This is a genomic window from Pseudomonas sp. FP1742 (assembly GCF_030687145.1).
Classification (GTDB): domain Bacteria; phylum Pseudomonadota; class Gammaproteobacteria; order Pseudomonadales; family Pseudomonadaceae; genus Aquipseudomonas; species Aquipseudomonas frederiksbergensis_D.
Map to the genome: position 1 here is coordinate 6,397,750 of NZ_CP117460.1, position 14,813 is coordinate 6,412,562.

Here is a 14,813-nt window from a genome sequence, read left to right on the forward strand (position 1 = left end):
AGGTCCGGTGACAGGGTAGAAATCCGCCCTTGCTAAAGCTGTTGCATCATTTTGCGTACACCGGCCACATGGCGCCGGCTGACGATCAGGGCATCGCCGTTCAGGCCTTTGAGGAACAATTGGAAATGCCCCAAAGGCGTGCGCTGCAGCCGCTCAATGCGTTCACGGGCGACCAGTGCATTGCGGTGGATCCGCACGAAACGGTCGCCGAATTCGTCTTCAAGGGCTTTGAGTGGTTCATCGAGCAGTACTTCGCCGCCTTCGTGGCGCAAGGTCACGTACTTGTGGTCGGCGATGAAATAGACCACCTGCCCCAACGGAATCAGCTCGATGCCTTTTCGGGTACGGGCGCTGATGTGGCTGCGTGGGCCGCTGCCGGTTTCGGCGGCAGGACGGGTCAGGGCCGCGAGTTGGGCGCGATTGGGGCGCTCGGCCTTCTTCAATGCTTCGTGTAACTGTTCTGTGCGCACGGGCTTCACCAGATAGCCCACGGCGCTGGCCTGCAGGGCTTCCACGGCAAATTCATCGGGCCCTGTGCAAAACACCACGGCGGGCGGGGTTTCGCGTTCGCACAATCGTGCCGCCACTTGCAGGCCATCGAGGCCCGGCATGCGGATATCGAGCAACACGATATCCGGTTTGTGGCTGTCGATCAGTGCCAACGCCTCTTCGCCGTTCGTGGCGCTGGGCTCCAGGACGTTGTATCCCTCGAGTTCACCGACCATTCGGCTCAGGCGCTCGCGGGCCAAGGGTTCGTCATCAACGATCAGGACATTCATATTGCGCTGGATTCCTGCGTGAGTCTCGCACAAAGATAGCGTAGACAGGTGGAGTGACGTCCGTCACCGCGATCCACGCTAAGACTAGCGCGAGGGCCAAAAAGTGCCGCGAGACCCGCGGCTAAATTTACATCTGCCGGGTCACTGACGGCCCAGGCCCGCGTTGGCGAGACATCGCCGTAGGGTTTGCTGATACACAATATGAACACCCCTCTTCTTTCTATAGTCAGCCGCAGCATCGAGAAGTGCGCTGATCCTACTGTCCAACTGTAGACGGTTGCCGGGACGATATTGCTCAAATGAAAAATATCGTTGTGCAATTTCCACAAGGCTTGCTGCAAGTATGGGTCGCCATATGAGAAAAAAACGTATCGACCAGCGTCAGCGACAGGCTTGGCAACCCTGTTATTATCCGCGACAGCGTTCCACACCACCTTTCTTCAAGCCGATACGAGCGAATTCATGAGCACTGACAAGACCAATCAGTCCTGGGGCGGCCGCTTCAGTGAACCCGTCGACGCCTTCGTCGCCCGCTTCACCGCCTCCGTCACCTTCGACCAGCGCCTGTATCGCCACGACATCATGGGTTCGATCGCCCACGCCACCATGCTGGCCAAGGTCGGCGTGCTGACCGATGCCGAGCGCGACAGCATCATCGATGGCCTCAAGACCATCCAGGGGGAAATCGAGGCCGGCCAGTTCGACTGGCGCATCGACCTCGAAGACGTGCACATGAACATCGAGGCGCGCCTGACCGACCGCATCGGCGTGACCGGTAAAAAACTGCATACCGGCCGCAGCCGTAACGACCAGGTGGCCACCGACATCCGCCTGTGGTTGCGTGACGAAATCGACCTGATCCTGAGCGAAATCACCCGCCTGCAGAAAGGCTTGCTGGAGCAGGCCGAGCGCGAAGCCGGCAGCATCATGCCGGGCTTCACGCACCTGCAAACCGCGCAGCCGGTGACCTTCGGGCACCACATGCTGGCCTGGTTCGAAATGCTCAGCCGCGACTACGAGCGTCTGGTGGACTGCCGCAAGCGGACCAACCGCATGCCGCTGGGCAGCGCCGCGCTGGCCGGCACCACCTACCCGATCGACCGCGAGTACACCGCACAACTGCTGGGCTTCGACGCTGTCGGCGGTAACTCCCTGGATAACGTGTCCGATCGCGACTTCGCCATCGAATTCTGCTCGGCCGCGAGCATCGCGATGATGCACTTGTCGCGTTTCTCCGAAGAGCTGGTGCTGTGGACCAGCGCCCAGTTCCAATTCATCGATCTGCCTGACCGTTTCTGCACCGGCAGCTCGATCATGCCGCAAAAGAAGAACCCGGATGTGCCGGAGCTGGTTCGCGGCAAGACTGGCCGGGTGTTCGGCGCTCTGATGGGCCTGCTGACCCTGATGAAAGGCCAGCCCCTGGCCTACAACAAGGACAACCAGGAAGACAAGGAACCGCTGTTCGACGCCGCCGACACCCTGCGCGACTCGCTGCGGGCCTTTGCCGACATGATCCCGGCGATCAAGCCCAAGCACGCGATGATGCGCGAAGCAGCCCTGCGCGGTTTCTCGACCGCCACCGACCTGGCCGACTACCTGGTACGCCGCGGCTTGCCGTTCCGTGATTGCCACGAGATCGTTGGCCACGCGGTGAAATACGGCGTGGACAGCGGCAAGGACCTGGCGGAAATGAGCCTGGAAGAACTGCGCAAGTTCAGCGACCAGATCGAGCAGGACGTGTTTGCCGTGCTGACCCTGGAAGGCTCGGTTAATGCCCGTGACCATATCGGCGGGACCGCGCCGGCACAGGTCAAGGCTGCCGTGGCTCGCGGCCAGGCGTTACTCGCCAGCCGCTGACAGCATTGCGGGCAAGCCCGCTCCCACAAGAACCTCCGACTGGCCAAAATCCATGGCAGACAGAGAAACCTGTGGGAGCGGGCTTGCCCGCGATGACTGACTTCAGAACATTACAAAACCTACTTCTTCGACGCGATCATCGCCAGAAACGCGGGCATTGCTGCGTCCTTGTCCGCCGCAATTCGCTGCACGTTCGGATTCTGCCCCAGACGCTCCAGCAGCGCCTTGGCCGCCGGCATCTCAGCCAACGGATCGATATCGAACAGCTTCTGCGCCACGGCACAGGCCATCGGCACGCTGTACAGGAAATACAAATCCGCAATACTGAGACGGTCGCCCGCCACGTAAGGGGCGAACTTGCCGTGCCTGCCCAGTGAGGCGAACCCCAGCAGCAACTCGGCCTTGGTCTTGTCCTTGATCGCTTCCGGCACTGACATGCCGAAAAACGCTTCGGGGTAGCAGGCGCGCGCCGGCAGTTCGATGTACAACTCGATTTCCTTGGCCAAAGCCAGCGCCTGCGCTCGCTCGAAGGGCTCGCTCGGCAGCAGCGGTGTGCCTTTCTGGCTCTGCTCGAGGTACTCGAGAATCACGCTGGTTTCGTTGACGAAACCCTGCTCGACGCCCAGTACCGGAACCTTGCCGCGCGGGCTGATGGCCAGCGACTCGGGGCTGGAGCCTGGGTAAAACGGCACTTCTTCAAACGACAGTCCCTTCTCCAGCAACGCCAGCTTGACCATGTTGTAGTAGTTGCTGACGCAAAATCCATAAAGCTTGAGCATTACATAGCCTCCAGGCCGTGCAGGGGGTTGGCAGCGCCAGTTATAGAACGCCCGGGCACTTCTTGCCAGCAGCATCACAGCGCTGAATGCAGGTAAACTGGCCGCCTTTCCTTGAGGAGCCTGCCATGAGCGAGCAAAACGACATCGACAACGACGAAGAAGCGTTCACCGAAACGACGCTGATCGAAGCGATCGAGAACCAGATCGAAAGCGACAACCCGCCAGCCGCCAAGGCAACCTTCAACAAGCTGACCCTGGTGGGTTACGAGCGGGAAGAAATCCTCAACTTGATGGCCCATGTGCTGGCGGTGGAAATCGACGCAATCCTCGAAGAAGACCGCGCGTTCGATACCGAATGGTACGAAGCTGCGCTGCGCGCGCTGCCAGAGTTGCCGCCGGAAAAGCAATAACCGAACAATTGCCTCACGCAATACCTGTGGGAGCGAGCTTGCTCGCGAATAGGCCAGCACATCCAGCATCGATGTTGGCTGACACTCCGCTTTCGCGAGCAAGCCGGCTCCCACACAGATTGTCACCAATCAGTCCCGTCTTACCCCAGACCCTGACTACACTGGTAACCACCCCGACGTCCGCACCACCCACCGGGGAATGTTCCCAGAGGCGAAAAAACCCTGTTGCCAGCACTGGACATGCCTCACTGACGGGTTCACCTTAGGGGCGCTGTCGTCCAATTCCTAGAAAGTCTGGAGTCCTTATGTCGCTTACCCCTGAGCTGGTTGCCGAACTGGAAATCCTCGCACTCTTCAACCTGGACAGTTCCCAGGAAGGTTTGAAAATTCATCAGACCGCTGCCCCCAAAGCCATTGCCGCCGCACAAAGACTGTTCGAGAAAGAATTGATCACCCAGCCCGATGGCGGTTATCTGACCAGCCTGGGGCGTGACGCCGCACAAAATGTGCAGACCGTTCTCACCATTCTGTCCGTCCAGGAAACTGCCTGAGCACCAGCGCATGGCCCACGGAAAGCTCTGTTACGGGATTTCCGCGGGCACACTTGATTAGCAGCCCAGTTACCTGCCGTCGCCAAACGATAGAAATCTGACGCCAGGAAAACAAAATCAGCTTAAAAGTCCCGGGGCCGAGGCGCTAAACTGCCCCTCACCCTGAGCCCTTCTGCGTCCGAGCCCCGCGAGCCGGATTGAGCTGACATGACCCGCACCCATGAAATCCGCCCCGATCTGGACGAGGGAATCGACCGCAAGGTTCTCAGTCAGCTGCGCGCCCGTTTTCTGAAACTCAACGAGGGCCGCATGGCCCGCGCCCTGGAAGGATTGTCGACCCGCCAGCAAACGGTGCTGACCCTGTTGCCGCTGTTTTTCCACGTCAATCATCCGCTGTTGCCGGGTTACGTTTCGGGTAGCACCCCGGCCGGGTTGTCGAATTACGAACCCGACACCAACACCCTCGCCGAAGCCCAACGCCTGACCCGTTCGTTTTCCTACAAGCCGCGCCATGGCAGCAATCCGCCGCGGCCGATTCACGGCCTGTTCCTGATGGGCAGCCTCGGCACCCTGGCCCAGGCCGACCAGAGCGATATGGACGTGTGGGTCTGTCACGGCCCGGACTTGAGCGAAAGCGAGCTCACCGAACTGCGCAAAAAATGCCAGTTGCTGGAAATCTGGGCCGCCAGCCAGGGTGCCGAGGCGCATTTTTTCCTGATCGATCCGGCCCGCTTCGTGCTCGGCGAGCGCGATACGCAGTTGAGCTCGGAAGACTGTGGCACCACCCAGCACTATCTGCTGCTGGACGAGTTCTACCGCACCGCGATCTGGCTGGCCGGACGCACTCCCATCTGGTGGTTGGTGCCGGTTTATGAAGAGGCCGCGTACAACCGTTACACCCACACGCTGCTTTCCAAGCGTTTCATCCGTGCCGACGAAACCCTGGACCTGGGGCATCTGGCGTACATCCCGCCGGGGGAATTCATCGGCGCCGGGCTCTGGCAGTTGTTCAAAGGCATCGAGTCACCATACAAATCGGTGCTCAAACTGCTGCTGACCGAGGTCTATGCCAGCGAGCACCCCAAGGTCCATTGCCTGAGCCTGCGTTACAAACAGGCGGTGTTTGCCAATCGGCTGGACCTCGATGAGCTGGACCCGTACATGGTGGTTTACCGGCGCATCGAGGAATACCTCACGGCCCGGGGCGAACCGGAGCGGCTGGAGCTGGTACGCCGCGCGCTGTACCTGAAAGTCAATCGCAAGCTCACCGGCAATAGCGGTCGCACCCAGAGCTGGCAGCGTTCGTTGCTTGAGCGCCTGGCCCACGAATGGCATTGGGATCAGCGTCAGTTGGCGTTGCTCGACAGCCGCAGCCAGTGGAAAGTCCGCCAGGTCAGTGCCGAACGCCGGGCCTTGGTCGGCGAACTGAATTACAGCTACCGTTTCCTGACACAGTTTGCCCGCAACGAGCAAACCGTCAGCCTGATCAACAAACGCGACCTCAATGTGCTGGGCAGGCGGCTGTACGCGGCCTTCGAGCGCAAGGCCGACAAGGTCGAATTCATCAACCCGGGCATCGCCCCCGACCTGGCCGAAGACACCCTGACGCTGGTGCAAGCCCCGAACAAGAGAGAACCTGGGCAAACCCAATGGGGTTTGTACAATGGCAGCCTGACCGCCCACGAGTGGGAGCACTTCGCGCCGATCAAGCGCAGCCGCCAGTTACTGGAACTGCTCACCTGGTGCCACCGTAACGGCGTGATCGACAGCAGCACCCGCCTGGCCCTGCACCCCGGCACCAGCGATTTGAGCGAGTTCGAACTGTTCAACCTGCTCGGCAGCCTGCAACAAAGCATCGCCCTGCCCCTGGCCACCGTCGCCGAAGAGCCTTTGCTGCGTGCCAGCGTGCCGAGCGAAATACTGATTCTGGTGAACGTCGGCATCGATCCGCTCAAGCACCATCGCGACCTGAACATCCTGATGACTACCGAGCGCACCGACTCCCTGAGCTACGCCGGTGTGCGGGAAAACCTGGTGCTGACCCTGGATCAGGTCACGCTCAATAGCTGGAACGAGGTGCTGGTCAGCCGCTTTGACGGCCCCCACGCCCTGCTCGACTGCCTGCGCGATTACCTCAACAACCTGCCCGACGGGCCACAGCAACCCAAGCTGCGGGTACGTTGCTTCTGCCACAACCGCGCGCAATTCATTGCCCGACGGGTCGAAGAAATTCTCGATACCGCGCAAAACCTGCTGCTGAGCAAACTCAATCATCGTTACCTGATTCAGGTCCAGCAGCATTACCACGTGCTGGAGCTGGTGCCCGGCCAGGTCAATCACGTGGCCCTCGACACGCTGCCGGCACTGTTTGACTACCTCAGTGAAGAACTGGCCAGCTACAGCCCGCTGCATCTGGACCCGATGGCGCTGGAAGACCACGACTTGGCGCTGATCCTGCCCATGGGGCAACCCGACTGCGTTCAGGTGTTCTACCGGATCAACGAACACCTGGCGGATCTGTATGTGCTGGATGAGTTCAATGCCTTGTGGCAGCAGCGCTTGCCCTATCACGACGAACAAAGCCTGCTGGTACCGCTGCAACGTTTCCTGCAATCGATCCAGTACCGGCGCGACGCCTTGCTGCCGATGGATGCCGCCCAGCCGCTGAGCCTGGAGACTTTGTATTACCAGTTGTTGCCTTCAGGCTCTGCGCGGGCACGTCGGGTCGAAGCCCGTCCGGCGCCGAAGACCCCGGTCAACAAACCGTTCTACGACGTGCAAGCGATCGTCGGCAAAGCCGCACCGGGGCAGGTGCAGGTCACGTTGTATTGCAATCAGCGGGAATTTTCAGAGTTGGAACATGGCGACCAACTGTTCAGCGTGGTTGCCCGGGAAATCGTCGAGCAGCGCCGCGAGACCGAACGCTATCGCTGCTACATCACCGACCTGGACCTGTCGGGCCTGCTCGGTGATGGTCAGAGTTCAAGCCAGTTGTATCTGCGCTACAAGGCCGACCTGGAGCGCGCATTGAACGAGGCGCTCGAGCAGGTCTGAGGGTTTTATTCCGGAAAGTCGCCACCATTGGCCGGTTGCGACTCGACTGCCAGCAAGGTCAGTTTCAGGGTTTTGCCACCCGGCGCTGGCCAGTCAATGTGCTGACCGACCTTGAGACCCAGCAGGGCGCTGCCGACCGGTGCCAGAATGGAAATCTTGCCTTCGTCGGCGTTGGCATCCTTGGGATAGACCAGGGTCAGGTGATAGTCCTTGCCACTGCTCTCTTCACGGCAATGCACTTTAGAATTCATGGTCACGACATCGGCTGGCACCTCTTCGTGACCGACCAGGGTATCGGCGCGATCCAGTTCGGTTTGCAGCGCGATAACGCCCGGCAGCGTGTCATCCAGGCTGTCGATCAGGCGCTCCAGACGTTGCACGTCCAGACGGGTAAGGGTGATGGAAGGTGCGGTCATGATCAGGGCAGACTCCTTTCTTCTGCACGAAAAAAGCAAAACCCCGCCAGAAAAAGGCGGGGTTTTCACGAGCCTCGATGGGTTGAGGCGTATCTGGACACTATCACAGCTCAATAAATATACAAGTGAGTGGGCAACCGACCCGATAGGGGGAAATTGTGAGGTGGCTCAGAGGAGACTATGCGGGAGCGGACTTGTTCGCGAAGCTTTGGGCGCCTGTGCTGGCGCCTTCGCGAGCAAGCCCGCTCCCACAGGTTGTGCGTCAGGCGGGTGATTTACGCTGGAGGGCTTGGGCGCAAATCACCCGGCGCCGCTCATCATCAGCCGAGCGCCATTCGCGGATGTCCTCGACATGCCGAAAACAACCCAGGCAAACCTTTTGCTCGTCCAGCCGGCACACACCGCTGCACGGCGAAGGCACGGCCGGGCTGACGTTGCTATAGAGCGGTTTGGGCGGGCGAACGGGTGCAGGCTGGATCACGATCTCACAGACCCTCGAATTCGAGTTCGACGTCGGCTTGCTGCTTGACGATGCGCTCGAGCATCTCGCCCAACTGCTCTTCACTCTTGTCGCACATCCAGCGCTCGCTCTCTTCGTCGTAATCGAAGTGGAAGCCACCCGACACCGCCGCCAACCACAATTGCCGCAACGGTTCCTGACGACTGAAGATCAACTGGCTGCCGTTTTCAAACTTGACGGTTAGCACACCGGCCGAGCTCTCCAGATCGATATCCAGGCCACTCTCGTCAAAAACATCCTCCAGCGCTTGCTGGGTGGAATCAACCAGATCGTGGAAACGGGCTTCGGTCAAACTCATTACGGGAACCTCAAAAAGTGTCTACTCACGCTCAAGCGCCGCAAGATACGGGCGAGCCCCGATGATTGCAAAGGATAACCACCCAGGGCGAGGCGCGGTACGAAATATATCCATCAGAACCTGAGAGTACTCAAACCTCATGTGGGAGCGGGCTTGCTCGCGAAAGCGGAGTGTCAGTCGACATTAATGCTGACTGACACGGCCCCTTCGCGGGCAAGCCCGCTCCCACAATGGATTGCACATAACTGACCGGCATCGTGCAAAGGCCCGCCGGACGGGAGCCGCGTCGCATAGGCAAGCTGCCGGGTGGCCGGTATACTCCGGCGCAATTAATGCATTTTCAAGGATTTCGCCATGAAGCGCCTGATCTCTTCCCTTGCTGCGCTCGTCGCGGTCGCCTGCCTGGTCTCGGCCTGTGGTCAAAAAGGCCCGCTGTACCTGCCTGATGAAAACCAGGATCCTGCAGAGCAAGCCAAGTCGTCGCAACAGTCTCCGTCGAAAGCACACAAGCACGACGTCTACCAATAAGGGAACGCCATGGACGCTTTTAACTACCGTGACGGTGAGCTGTTCGCGGAAGGGGTTGCCCTGTCCGCCATCGCCGAACGCTTTGGTACACCGACCTACGTCTACTCCCGCGCCCACATCGAAGCCCAGTACCTGGCTTACGCCGATGCGCTGGCCGGCACGCCGCATCTGGTCTGCTTTGCGGTCAAGGCCAACTCCAACCTGGGTGTACTGAATGTCCTGGCGCGTCTGGGCGCCGGTTTCGACATCGTTTCCCGTGGCGAGCTGGAACGTGTACTGGCCGCTGGCGGCAGCGCCGACAAGATCGTGTTCTCCGGTGTCGGCAAGACCCGTGACGACATGCGTCGTGCGCTGGAAGTCGGTGTGCACTGCTTCAACGTCGAATCCACCGATGAGCTTGAACGTCTGCAAGTGGTGGCCGCCGAACTGGGCGTTCGCGCGCCGATCTCGTTGCGCGTCAACCCGGACGTCGATGCCGGCACTCACCCGTACATCTCCACCGGTCTCAAAGAGAACAAGTTCGGCATTGCCATCGCCGACGCCGAAGACGTGTACGTGCGCGCCGCGCAACTGCCCAACCTGGAAGTGGTCGGCGTCGATTGCCACATCGGCTCGCAACTGACCACCCTGCCGCCCTTCATCGATGCCCTTGACCGCCTGTTGGGCCTGGTCGACCGCCTCGGCGATTGCGGCATCTACCTGCGTCACATCGATCTCGGTGGCGGTCTGGGCGTGCGTTATCGCGATGAAGAGCCGCCGTTGGCTGCCGACTACATCAAAGCCGTGCGCGAACGTCTTGACGGCCGTGACTTGGCGCTGGTGTTCGAGCCGGGCCGTTTCATCGTTGCCAACGCCGGCCTGCTGCTGACCCAGGTCGAGTACCTCAAGCACACCGAACACAAAGACTTTGCCATCGTCGACGCCGCCATGAACGACCTGATCCGCCCGGCGCTGTATCAAGCCTGGATGGACGTCACCGCCGTGCGCCCGCGCAACAGCGCCGCTCGCGCCTACGACATCGTCGGCCCGATCTGCGAAACCGGCGATTTCCTGGCCAAGGATCGTCAGCTGGCGCTGGAAGAAGGCGACCTGCTGGCCGTGCATTCGGCTGGCGCCTACGGGTTTGTCATGAGCTCCAACTACAACACCCGCGGCCGTGCCGCCGAAGTGTTGGTGGACGGTGACCAGGCCTTTGAAGTGCGTCGCCGCGAGACGGTAGCCGAGTTGTTTGCCGGCGAAAGCCTGCTGCCGGAGTAATCCCATGCTGCTGCGTTTTACCAAGATGCACGGCCTGGGCAACGACTTCATGGTCCTCGACCTGGTCAGCCAGCACGCGCACATCCTGCCCAAGCATGCCAAGCAATGGGGCGATCGGCACACCGGCATCGGGTTCGACCAGTTGCTGATCGTCGAGGCGCCCAGCAACCCGGATGTGGATTTCCGCTATCGGATCTTCAACGCCGATGGCTCCGAGGTGGAACAGTGCGGCAACGGTGCGCGCTGCTTCGCCCGCTTCGTGCTCGACAAGCGCCTGACCGCCAAACGGCAGATTCGCGTCGAGACCAAAAGCGGCATCATCGAACTGGACATCCGCAACGATGGCCAGATCAGCGTCAACATGGGCGCCCCGCGCCTGGTGCCGGCCGAGATTCCGTTCGAAGCCCCGAGCCAGGCCCTGAGCTATCAGGTCGACGTCGACGGTACCGTGGTCGAACTGGCGGCGGTGTCCATGGGTAACCCCCATGCCGTGTTGCGGGTCAGCGACATCAACAAAGCACCGGTGCATGAACTGGGGCCGAAAATCGAACATCACCCGCGCTTCCCGGCACGGGTCAACGTCGGTTTTCTCCAGGTCATCGACCGGAACCGCGCGCAGTTGCGCGTCTGGGAACGTGGCGCCGGGGAAACCCAGGCCTGCGGCACCGGCGCTTGCGCAGCTGCAGTGGCTGCGATCAGCCAGGGGTGGATGGATTCGCCGCTATTGATCGACCTGCCTGGCGGGCGCCTGTCCATTGAGTGGGCAGGCCCAGGCCAACCGGTCATGATGACCGGCCCGGCAGTGCGCGTTTATGAAGGACAAGTGCGTCTTTGAGAGAGTCGAATCCATGAAAGATAAGCCCCAGGTTCCCGCCCTACAGCCCGACGAATCCCCTTCCGAAAGCCTTGAGGCGGCGGCGGTTGCCGCGTACCTGGAGGCTCATCCGGACTTTTTCATCGAGCACGAAGAACTGCTCCCGGCCCTGCGCATTCCGCACCAGCGCGGCGATACCATTTCGCTGGTCGAACGCCAGATGACGATTCTGCGCGACCGCAACATCGAGTTGCGTCATCGTCTCTCGCACTTGATGGACGTGGCCCGCGATAACGACCGGCTGTTCGACAAGACCCGCCGCCTGATCCTCACGTTGATGGACGCAACCAGCCTGGAAGACGTGGTGATCGGCGTCGAAGACAGCCTGCGCCAGGACTTCCAGGTGCCCTTCGTCAGCCTGATCCTGTTGGGCGACAACCCGATGCCGGTAGGCCGCTGGGTCACCCACGCTGACGCCCAAACAGCCATCGGCGGCCTGCTCTCGGAGGACAAAAGCGTCAGTGGCAGCCTGCGTGAGCATGAGCTGGACTTCCTGTTTGGCGAAGAACAGCGCAAGCAGATCGGCTCCACGGCCGTCGTCGCCATCAGCCACCAGGGTATTCATGGCATCCTGGCCATCGCCAGCCGCGATCCGCAGCACTACAAGAGCTCGGTGGGCACGTTGTTCCTCAGCTACATCGCCGAAGTCATGGGCCGCGTGTTGCCACGGGTCAACAATCCCCTGCGCTCGGTACGCTGACCATGGAACGGCAGCTGGACGCTTACTGCGAACACCTGCGCAGTGAGCGGCAGGTGTCGCCGCACACGCTGTACGCCTACCGCCGCGACCTCGACAAAGTGCTGGGCTGGTGCGTCAAACAAAACATCGGTAGCTGGGCCGCGCTGGATATCCAGCGCCTGCGCAGCCTGGTCGCTCGCCTGCATGCTCAAGGCCAGTCGTCCCGCAGCCTGGCGCGGCTGCTGTCGGCGGTACGCGGGCTCTATCATTATCTGAACCGCGAAGGCCTGTGCGACCACGACCCGGCCAATGGTCTGGCACCGCCCAAGGGCGAACGCCGCCTGCCGAAAACCCTCGACATCGACCGCGCGTTGCAACTGCTGGAGGGCGCGGTTGAGGATGACTTTCTGGCGCGTCGGGATCAGGCGATTCTGGAGTTGTTCTATTCCTCCGGCTTGCGGCTTTCGGAGCTGACCGGGCTCAACCTCGATCAGCTGGACCTGGCTGACGGAATGGTCCAGGTCCTCGGTAAAGGCAGCAAGACCCGACTGTTGCCGGTGGGCAAAAAGGCTCGTGAAGCGTTGGAGTTATGGTTGCCGTTGCGGGCCATGACCAACCCGACGGACGACGCGGTGTTTGTCAGCCAGCAAGGCCGGCGCCTTGGCCCTCGGGCGATTCAGGTGCGGGTCAAGGCCGCCGGCGAGCGCGAGCTGGGGCAGAACCTGCACCCGCACATGTTGCGACACTCCTTCGCCAGCCATTTGCTGGAGTCCTCGCAAGACCTGCGCGCCGTGCAAGAGCTACTCGGCCACTCGGACATCAAGACCACCCAGATCTATACCCACCTGGACTTCCAGCACCTGGCGACGGTCTACGACAGCGCCCATCCACGGGCCAAACGCATTAAAGGCGATGATTCATGACCATCCAATTGATCACCTTCGACCTCGACGACACCCTGTGGGACACCGCCCCGGTGATCGCCAGCGCCGAAGCCATATTGCGTGAATGGCTCACCGAGCATGCGCCGAACCTGGGCGCGGTACCGGTGGAACATCTGTGGTCGATTCGCGAACGGGTGCTGAGCCACGAACCGAGCCTCAAGCACCGCATCAGCGCCCTGCGTCGGCGGGTGCTGTTCCATGCGCTGGAAGAAGCCGGTTACGACCATGGCCAGGCGTCAGATCTGGCGGATCAGAGTTTTGAAGTGTTTCTGCATGCCCGGCATCAGCTGGAAGTATTCCCCGAAGTCGAGCCGACGCTGGAGACACTCGCCAGGCACTACGCCCTCGGTGTAGTGACCAACGGCAACGCCGATGTGCGCCGACTGGGCCTGGCGGATTACTTCAGGTTTGCCCTGTGCGCCGAAGACATCGGCATCGCCAAACCGGATGCGCGACTGTTTCATGAAGCGTTGCAACGTGGCGGCGCAACCGCCGACACCGCGGTGCATATCGGCGATCATCCTGGCGATGACATTGCCGGAGCACAGCAAGCGGGGTTGCGGGCGATCTGGTTTAACCCGGCGGGTAAAGTGTGGGAAGCCGAGAAGGCGCCGGATGCCGAGGTTCGCAGCTTGACCGAGCTGCCTGCGCTGCTGGCGCGCTGGAACACCCAACACTGACCTTGTGTAGAACAGACATCCTGTGGGAGCGGGCTTGCTCGCGAAAGCGGAGTATCAGTCACTATCAATATCGACTGTGCTGGCCTTTTCGCGAGCAAGCCCGCTCCCACACTGGATCACACAGAGTTCGAGACTTTTGACACCGCCCATGAAAAAGCCCGCAGCGACGGCGGGCTTTTTCAGCAAGCAGGAAACAGGCGCTTAGATAGGCCGGCTGCCGTACTTGTTATCAGGCTTCTTGGGAGGATCGGCGACCACATTGGCCTCCACTTCCTGCACCTTGCCACCCCGTGCCAGAAATTCTTCCATGGCCTTGGCCAGGGCGTCGCGTTCCTTGTTCTTGGCTTCTACGCTCGGCAGCTCATCGACCGATACCGCTGCCTTGGCCTTGCCTTTGGCAGTCGGAACGGGCACATCACCACCGTCGTCTTCAACGACGTCATCTGCCGCCGCTTCAAGGCCTTCTTCGGTTTCGTCGTCGTCGCCTACTTCGAGGTCGTCGTTTTCCAGATCATCGTCGCTCATGTTCTACCTCATGACTTGCGAAAAGCAGATTAGTTATAGCCCAGCTTTGCCATCTGTCGAAGGCTGCCGGAAAAAATTCAACCACCGCTGGTGACCAGCGGTTTATGCCCCTTCACCGTGCACGGTGGCGAGGACTTTGCGGGCACCGCCATGATCACGGTGCTCGCCCAGATAAACACCTTGCCAGGTCCCCAACGCCAGCCGGCCTGCCGAGATCGGCAAACTGAGCTGACAGCCAAGCACGCTGGCCTTGAAGTGCGCCGGGAGGTCGTCCAAGCCTTCGTCGTTATGCTCATAGCCGTCTGTTCCTTGTGGGATCAGACGATTGAAAAATCGTTCGAAGTCGCGACGTACCGCCGGATCGGCGTTCTCGTTGATGGTCAACGACGCCGAGGTATGCTGTAGCCACAAATGCAACAGACCGACCCGACACGCCTTGAGTTCAGGCAAGCCGGCGAGTAACTCGTCCGTTACCAGATGAAAGCCCCGGGGCCGTGCCCGCAGGGTTATCAGAGTCTGTTGCCACATACAGTTCTCCGCACGTTCGGGGCGCATTCTAGCGCGCTCTGGGAAAAAACAAAGGCCCTAATATTCCTTCAATCGTGTAAGCCATTGGCCGCAGAAAAACGCCCGTTATAAACGCCCCTGAACGTGTATGAAAA

The 14,813-nt window shown here is 60.7% G+C and carries 17 protein-coding genes; 10 read left to right on the top strand and 7 right to left on the bottom strand.

Translation table 11 applies throughout. From position 1 onward, the window contains the following. Window positions 1-32: 32 nt before the first annotated feature. Window positions 33-779 carry a LytTR family DNA-binding domain-containing protein gene (locus tag PSH64_RS29105; protein WP_105340675.1) on the bottom strand — a complete coding sequence of 249 codons (747 nt, stop codon included), beginning with the start codon at window positions 777-779 and terminating at the stop codon, window positions 33-35. Between the two features lie 462 nt (window positions 780-1,241). On the opposite strand from PSH64_RS29105, the gene argH reads away from it, so the two are divergent. Beyond that, on the top strand, window positions 1,242-2,636 hold the full coding sequence (argH, locus tag PSH64_RS29110; RefSeq protein ID WP_105340674.1) for an argininosuccinate lyase: 1,395 nt from the start codon (window positions 1,242-1,244) through the stop codon (window positions 2,634-2,636). A 119-nt stretch (window positions 2,637-2,755) separates the two neighbouring features. On the opposite strand, the gene PSH64_RS29115 is transcribed toward argH, so the two are convergent. Beyond that, window positions 2,756-3,415, bottom strand: coding sequence for a glutathione S-transferase family protein (locus tag PSH64_RS29115; RefSeq protein ID WP_305479361.1), 660 nt, complete (start codon window positions 3,413-3,415; stop codon window positions 2,756-2,758). Window positions 3,416-3,540: 125 nt separating this feature from the next. Between PSH64_RS29115 and PSH64_RS29120 the strand changes: the two genes are divergently transcribed. The 3 genes from PSH64_RS29120 (at window position 3,541) to PSH64_RS29130 (ending at window position 7,430) form a co-directional block, all read left to right on the top strand. Further along, window positions 3,541-3,825 (top strand): hypothetical protein, encoded by a 285-nt coding sequence (locus tag PSH64_RS29120; protein ID WP_105340672.1) that lies wholly within the window; start codon window positions 3,541-3,543, stop codon window positions 3,823-3,825. Window positions 3,826-4,130: 305 nt separating this feature from the next. Beyond that, window positions 4,131-4,376, top strand: a complete 246-nt coding sequence (locus tag PSH64_RS29125; protein ID WP_305479362.1) for a TIGR02647 family protein — start codon at window positions 4,131-4,133, stop codon at window positions 4,374-4,376. A 207-nt stretch (window positions 4,377-4,583) separates the two neighbouring features. Continuing rightward, complete coding sequence (locus tag PSH64_RS29130; RefSeq protein WP_305479363.1) at window positions 4,584-7,430, top strand: class I adenylate cyclase; 2,847 nt, start codon at window positions 4,584-4,586, stop codon at window positions 7,428-7,430. A 5-nt stretch (window positions 7,431-7,435) separates the two neighbouring features. Here PSH64_RS29130 and rnk read toward each other — a convergent pair whose 3' ends face one another. The 3 genes from rnk to cyaY all read right to left on the bottom strand — a co-directional run bounded on the left by rnk (window position 7,436) and on the right by cyaY (window position 8,664). Next, complete coding sequence (gene rnk, locus PSH64_RS29135; protein WP_105340669.1) at window positions 7,436-7,846, bottom strand: nucleoside diphosphate kinase regulator; 411 nt, start codon at window positions 7,844-7,846, stop codon at window positions 7,436-7,438. Window positions 7,847-8,108: 262 nt separating this feature from the next. Then, window positions 8,109-8,327 (bottom strand): DUF1289 domain-containing protein, encoded by a 219-nt coding sequence (locus PSH64_RS29140; RefSeq protein WP_305479364.1) that lies wholly within the window; start codon window positions 8,325-8,327, stop codon window positions 8,109-8,111. A gap of 4 nt (window positions 8,328-8,331) precedes the next feature. Beyond that, window positions 8,332-8,664: an iron donor protein CyaY gene (gene cyaY, locus PSH64_RS29145; protein ID WP_105340666.1), complete on the bottom strand. Its 333-nt coding sequence runs from the start codon at window positions 8,662-8,664 to the stop codon at window positions 8,332-8,334. A gap of 354 nt (window positions 8,665-9,018) precedes the next feature. Here cyaY and PSH64_RS29150 point away from each other — a divergent pair, with 354 nt between their 5' ends. The 6 genes from PSH64_RS29150 to PSH64_RS29175 are packed head-to-tail and all read left to right on the top strand — an operon-like array spanning window position 9,019 to window position 13,626. Then, complete coding sequence (locus tag PSH64_RS29150) at window positions 9,019-9,192, top strand: lipoprotein (RefSeq protein ID WP_105340665.1); 174 nt, start codon at window positions 9,019-9,021, stop codon at window positions 9,190-9,192. 9 nt (window positions 9,193-9,201) lie between these two features. Next, the gene (gene lysA / locus PSH64_RS29155; RefSeq protein WP_105340664.1) at window positions 9,202-10,449 is read left to right on the top strand and encodes a diaminopimelate decarboxylase; all 1,248 of its coding nucleotides are present in this window, start codon (window positions 9,202-9,204) and stop codon (window positions 10,447-10,449) included. 4 nt (window positions 10,450-10,453) lie between these two features. Further along, the gene (dapF, locus tag PSH64_RS29160; protein WP_105340663.1) at window positions 10,454-11,284 is read left to right on the top strand and encodes a diaminopimelate epimerase; all 831 of its coding nucleotides are present in this window, start codon (window positions 10,454-10,456) and stop codon (window positions 11,282-11,284) included. A 13-nt stretch (window positions 11,285-11,297) separates the two neighbouring features. Next, on the top strand, window positions 11,298-12,023 hold the full coding sequence (locus PSH64_RS29165; RefSeq protein ID WP_105340662.1) for a DUF484 family protein: 726 nt from the start codon (window positions 11,298-11,300) through the stop codon (window positions 12,021-12,023). 2 nt (window positions 12,024-12,025) lie between these two features. Next, window positions 12,026-12,925, top strand: coding sequence for a tyrosine recombinase XerC (xerC, locus tag PSH64_RS29170; RefSeq protein ID WP_305479365.1), 900 nt, complete (start codon window positions 12,026-12,028; stop codon window positions 12,923-12,925). Beyond that, the gene (locus PSH64_RS29175; RefSeq protein ID WP_305479366.1) at window positions 12,922-13,626 is read left to right on the top strand and encodes an HAD family hydrolase; all 705 of its coding nucleotides are present in this window, start codon (window positions 12,922-12,924) and stop codon (window positions 13,624-13,626) included. Before xerC ends, PSH64_RS29175 begins: the two co-directional genes overlap by 4 nt. A gap of 201 nt (window positions 13,627-13,827) precedes the next feature. Here PSH64_RS29175 and sutA read toward each other — a convergent pair whose 3' ends face one another. Continuing rightward, window positions 13,828-14,151 carry a transcriptional regulator SutA gene (sutA, locus tag PSH64_RS29180; RefSeq protein ID WP_105340659.1) on the bottom strand — a complete coding sequence of 108 codons (324 nt, stop codon included), beginning with the start codon at window positions 14,149-14,151 and terminating at the stop codon, window positions 13,828-13,830. A 102-nt stretch (window positions 14,152-14,253) separates the two neighbouring features. Further along, entirely contained in the window at window positions 14,254-14,679 is a 426-nt protein-coding gene (locus PSH64_RS29185; RefSeq protein WP_007989493.1) for a secondary thiamine-phosphate synthase enzyme YjbQ, read from the bottom strand. Between the last annotated feature and the right edge of the window lie 134 nt (window positions 14,680-14,813).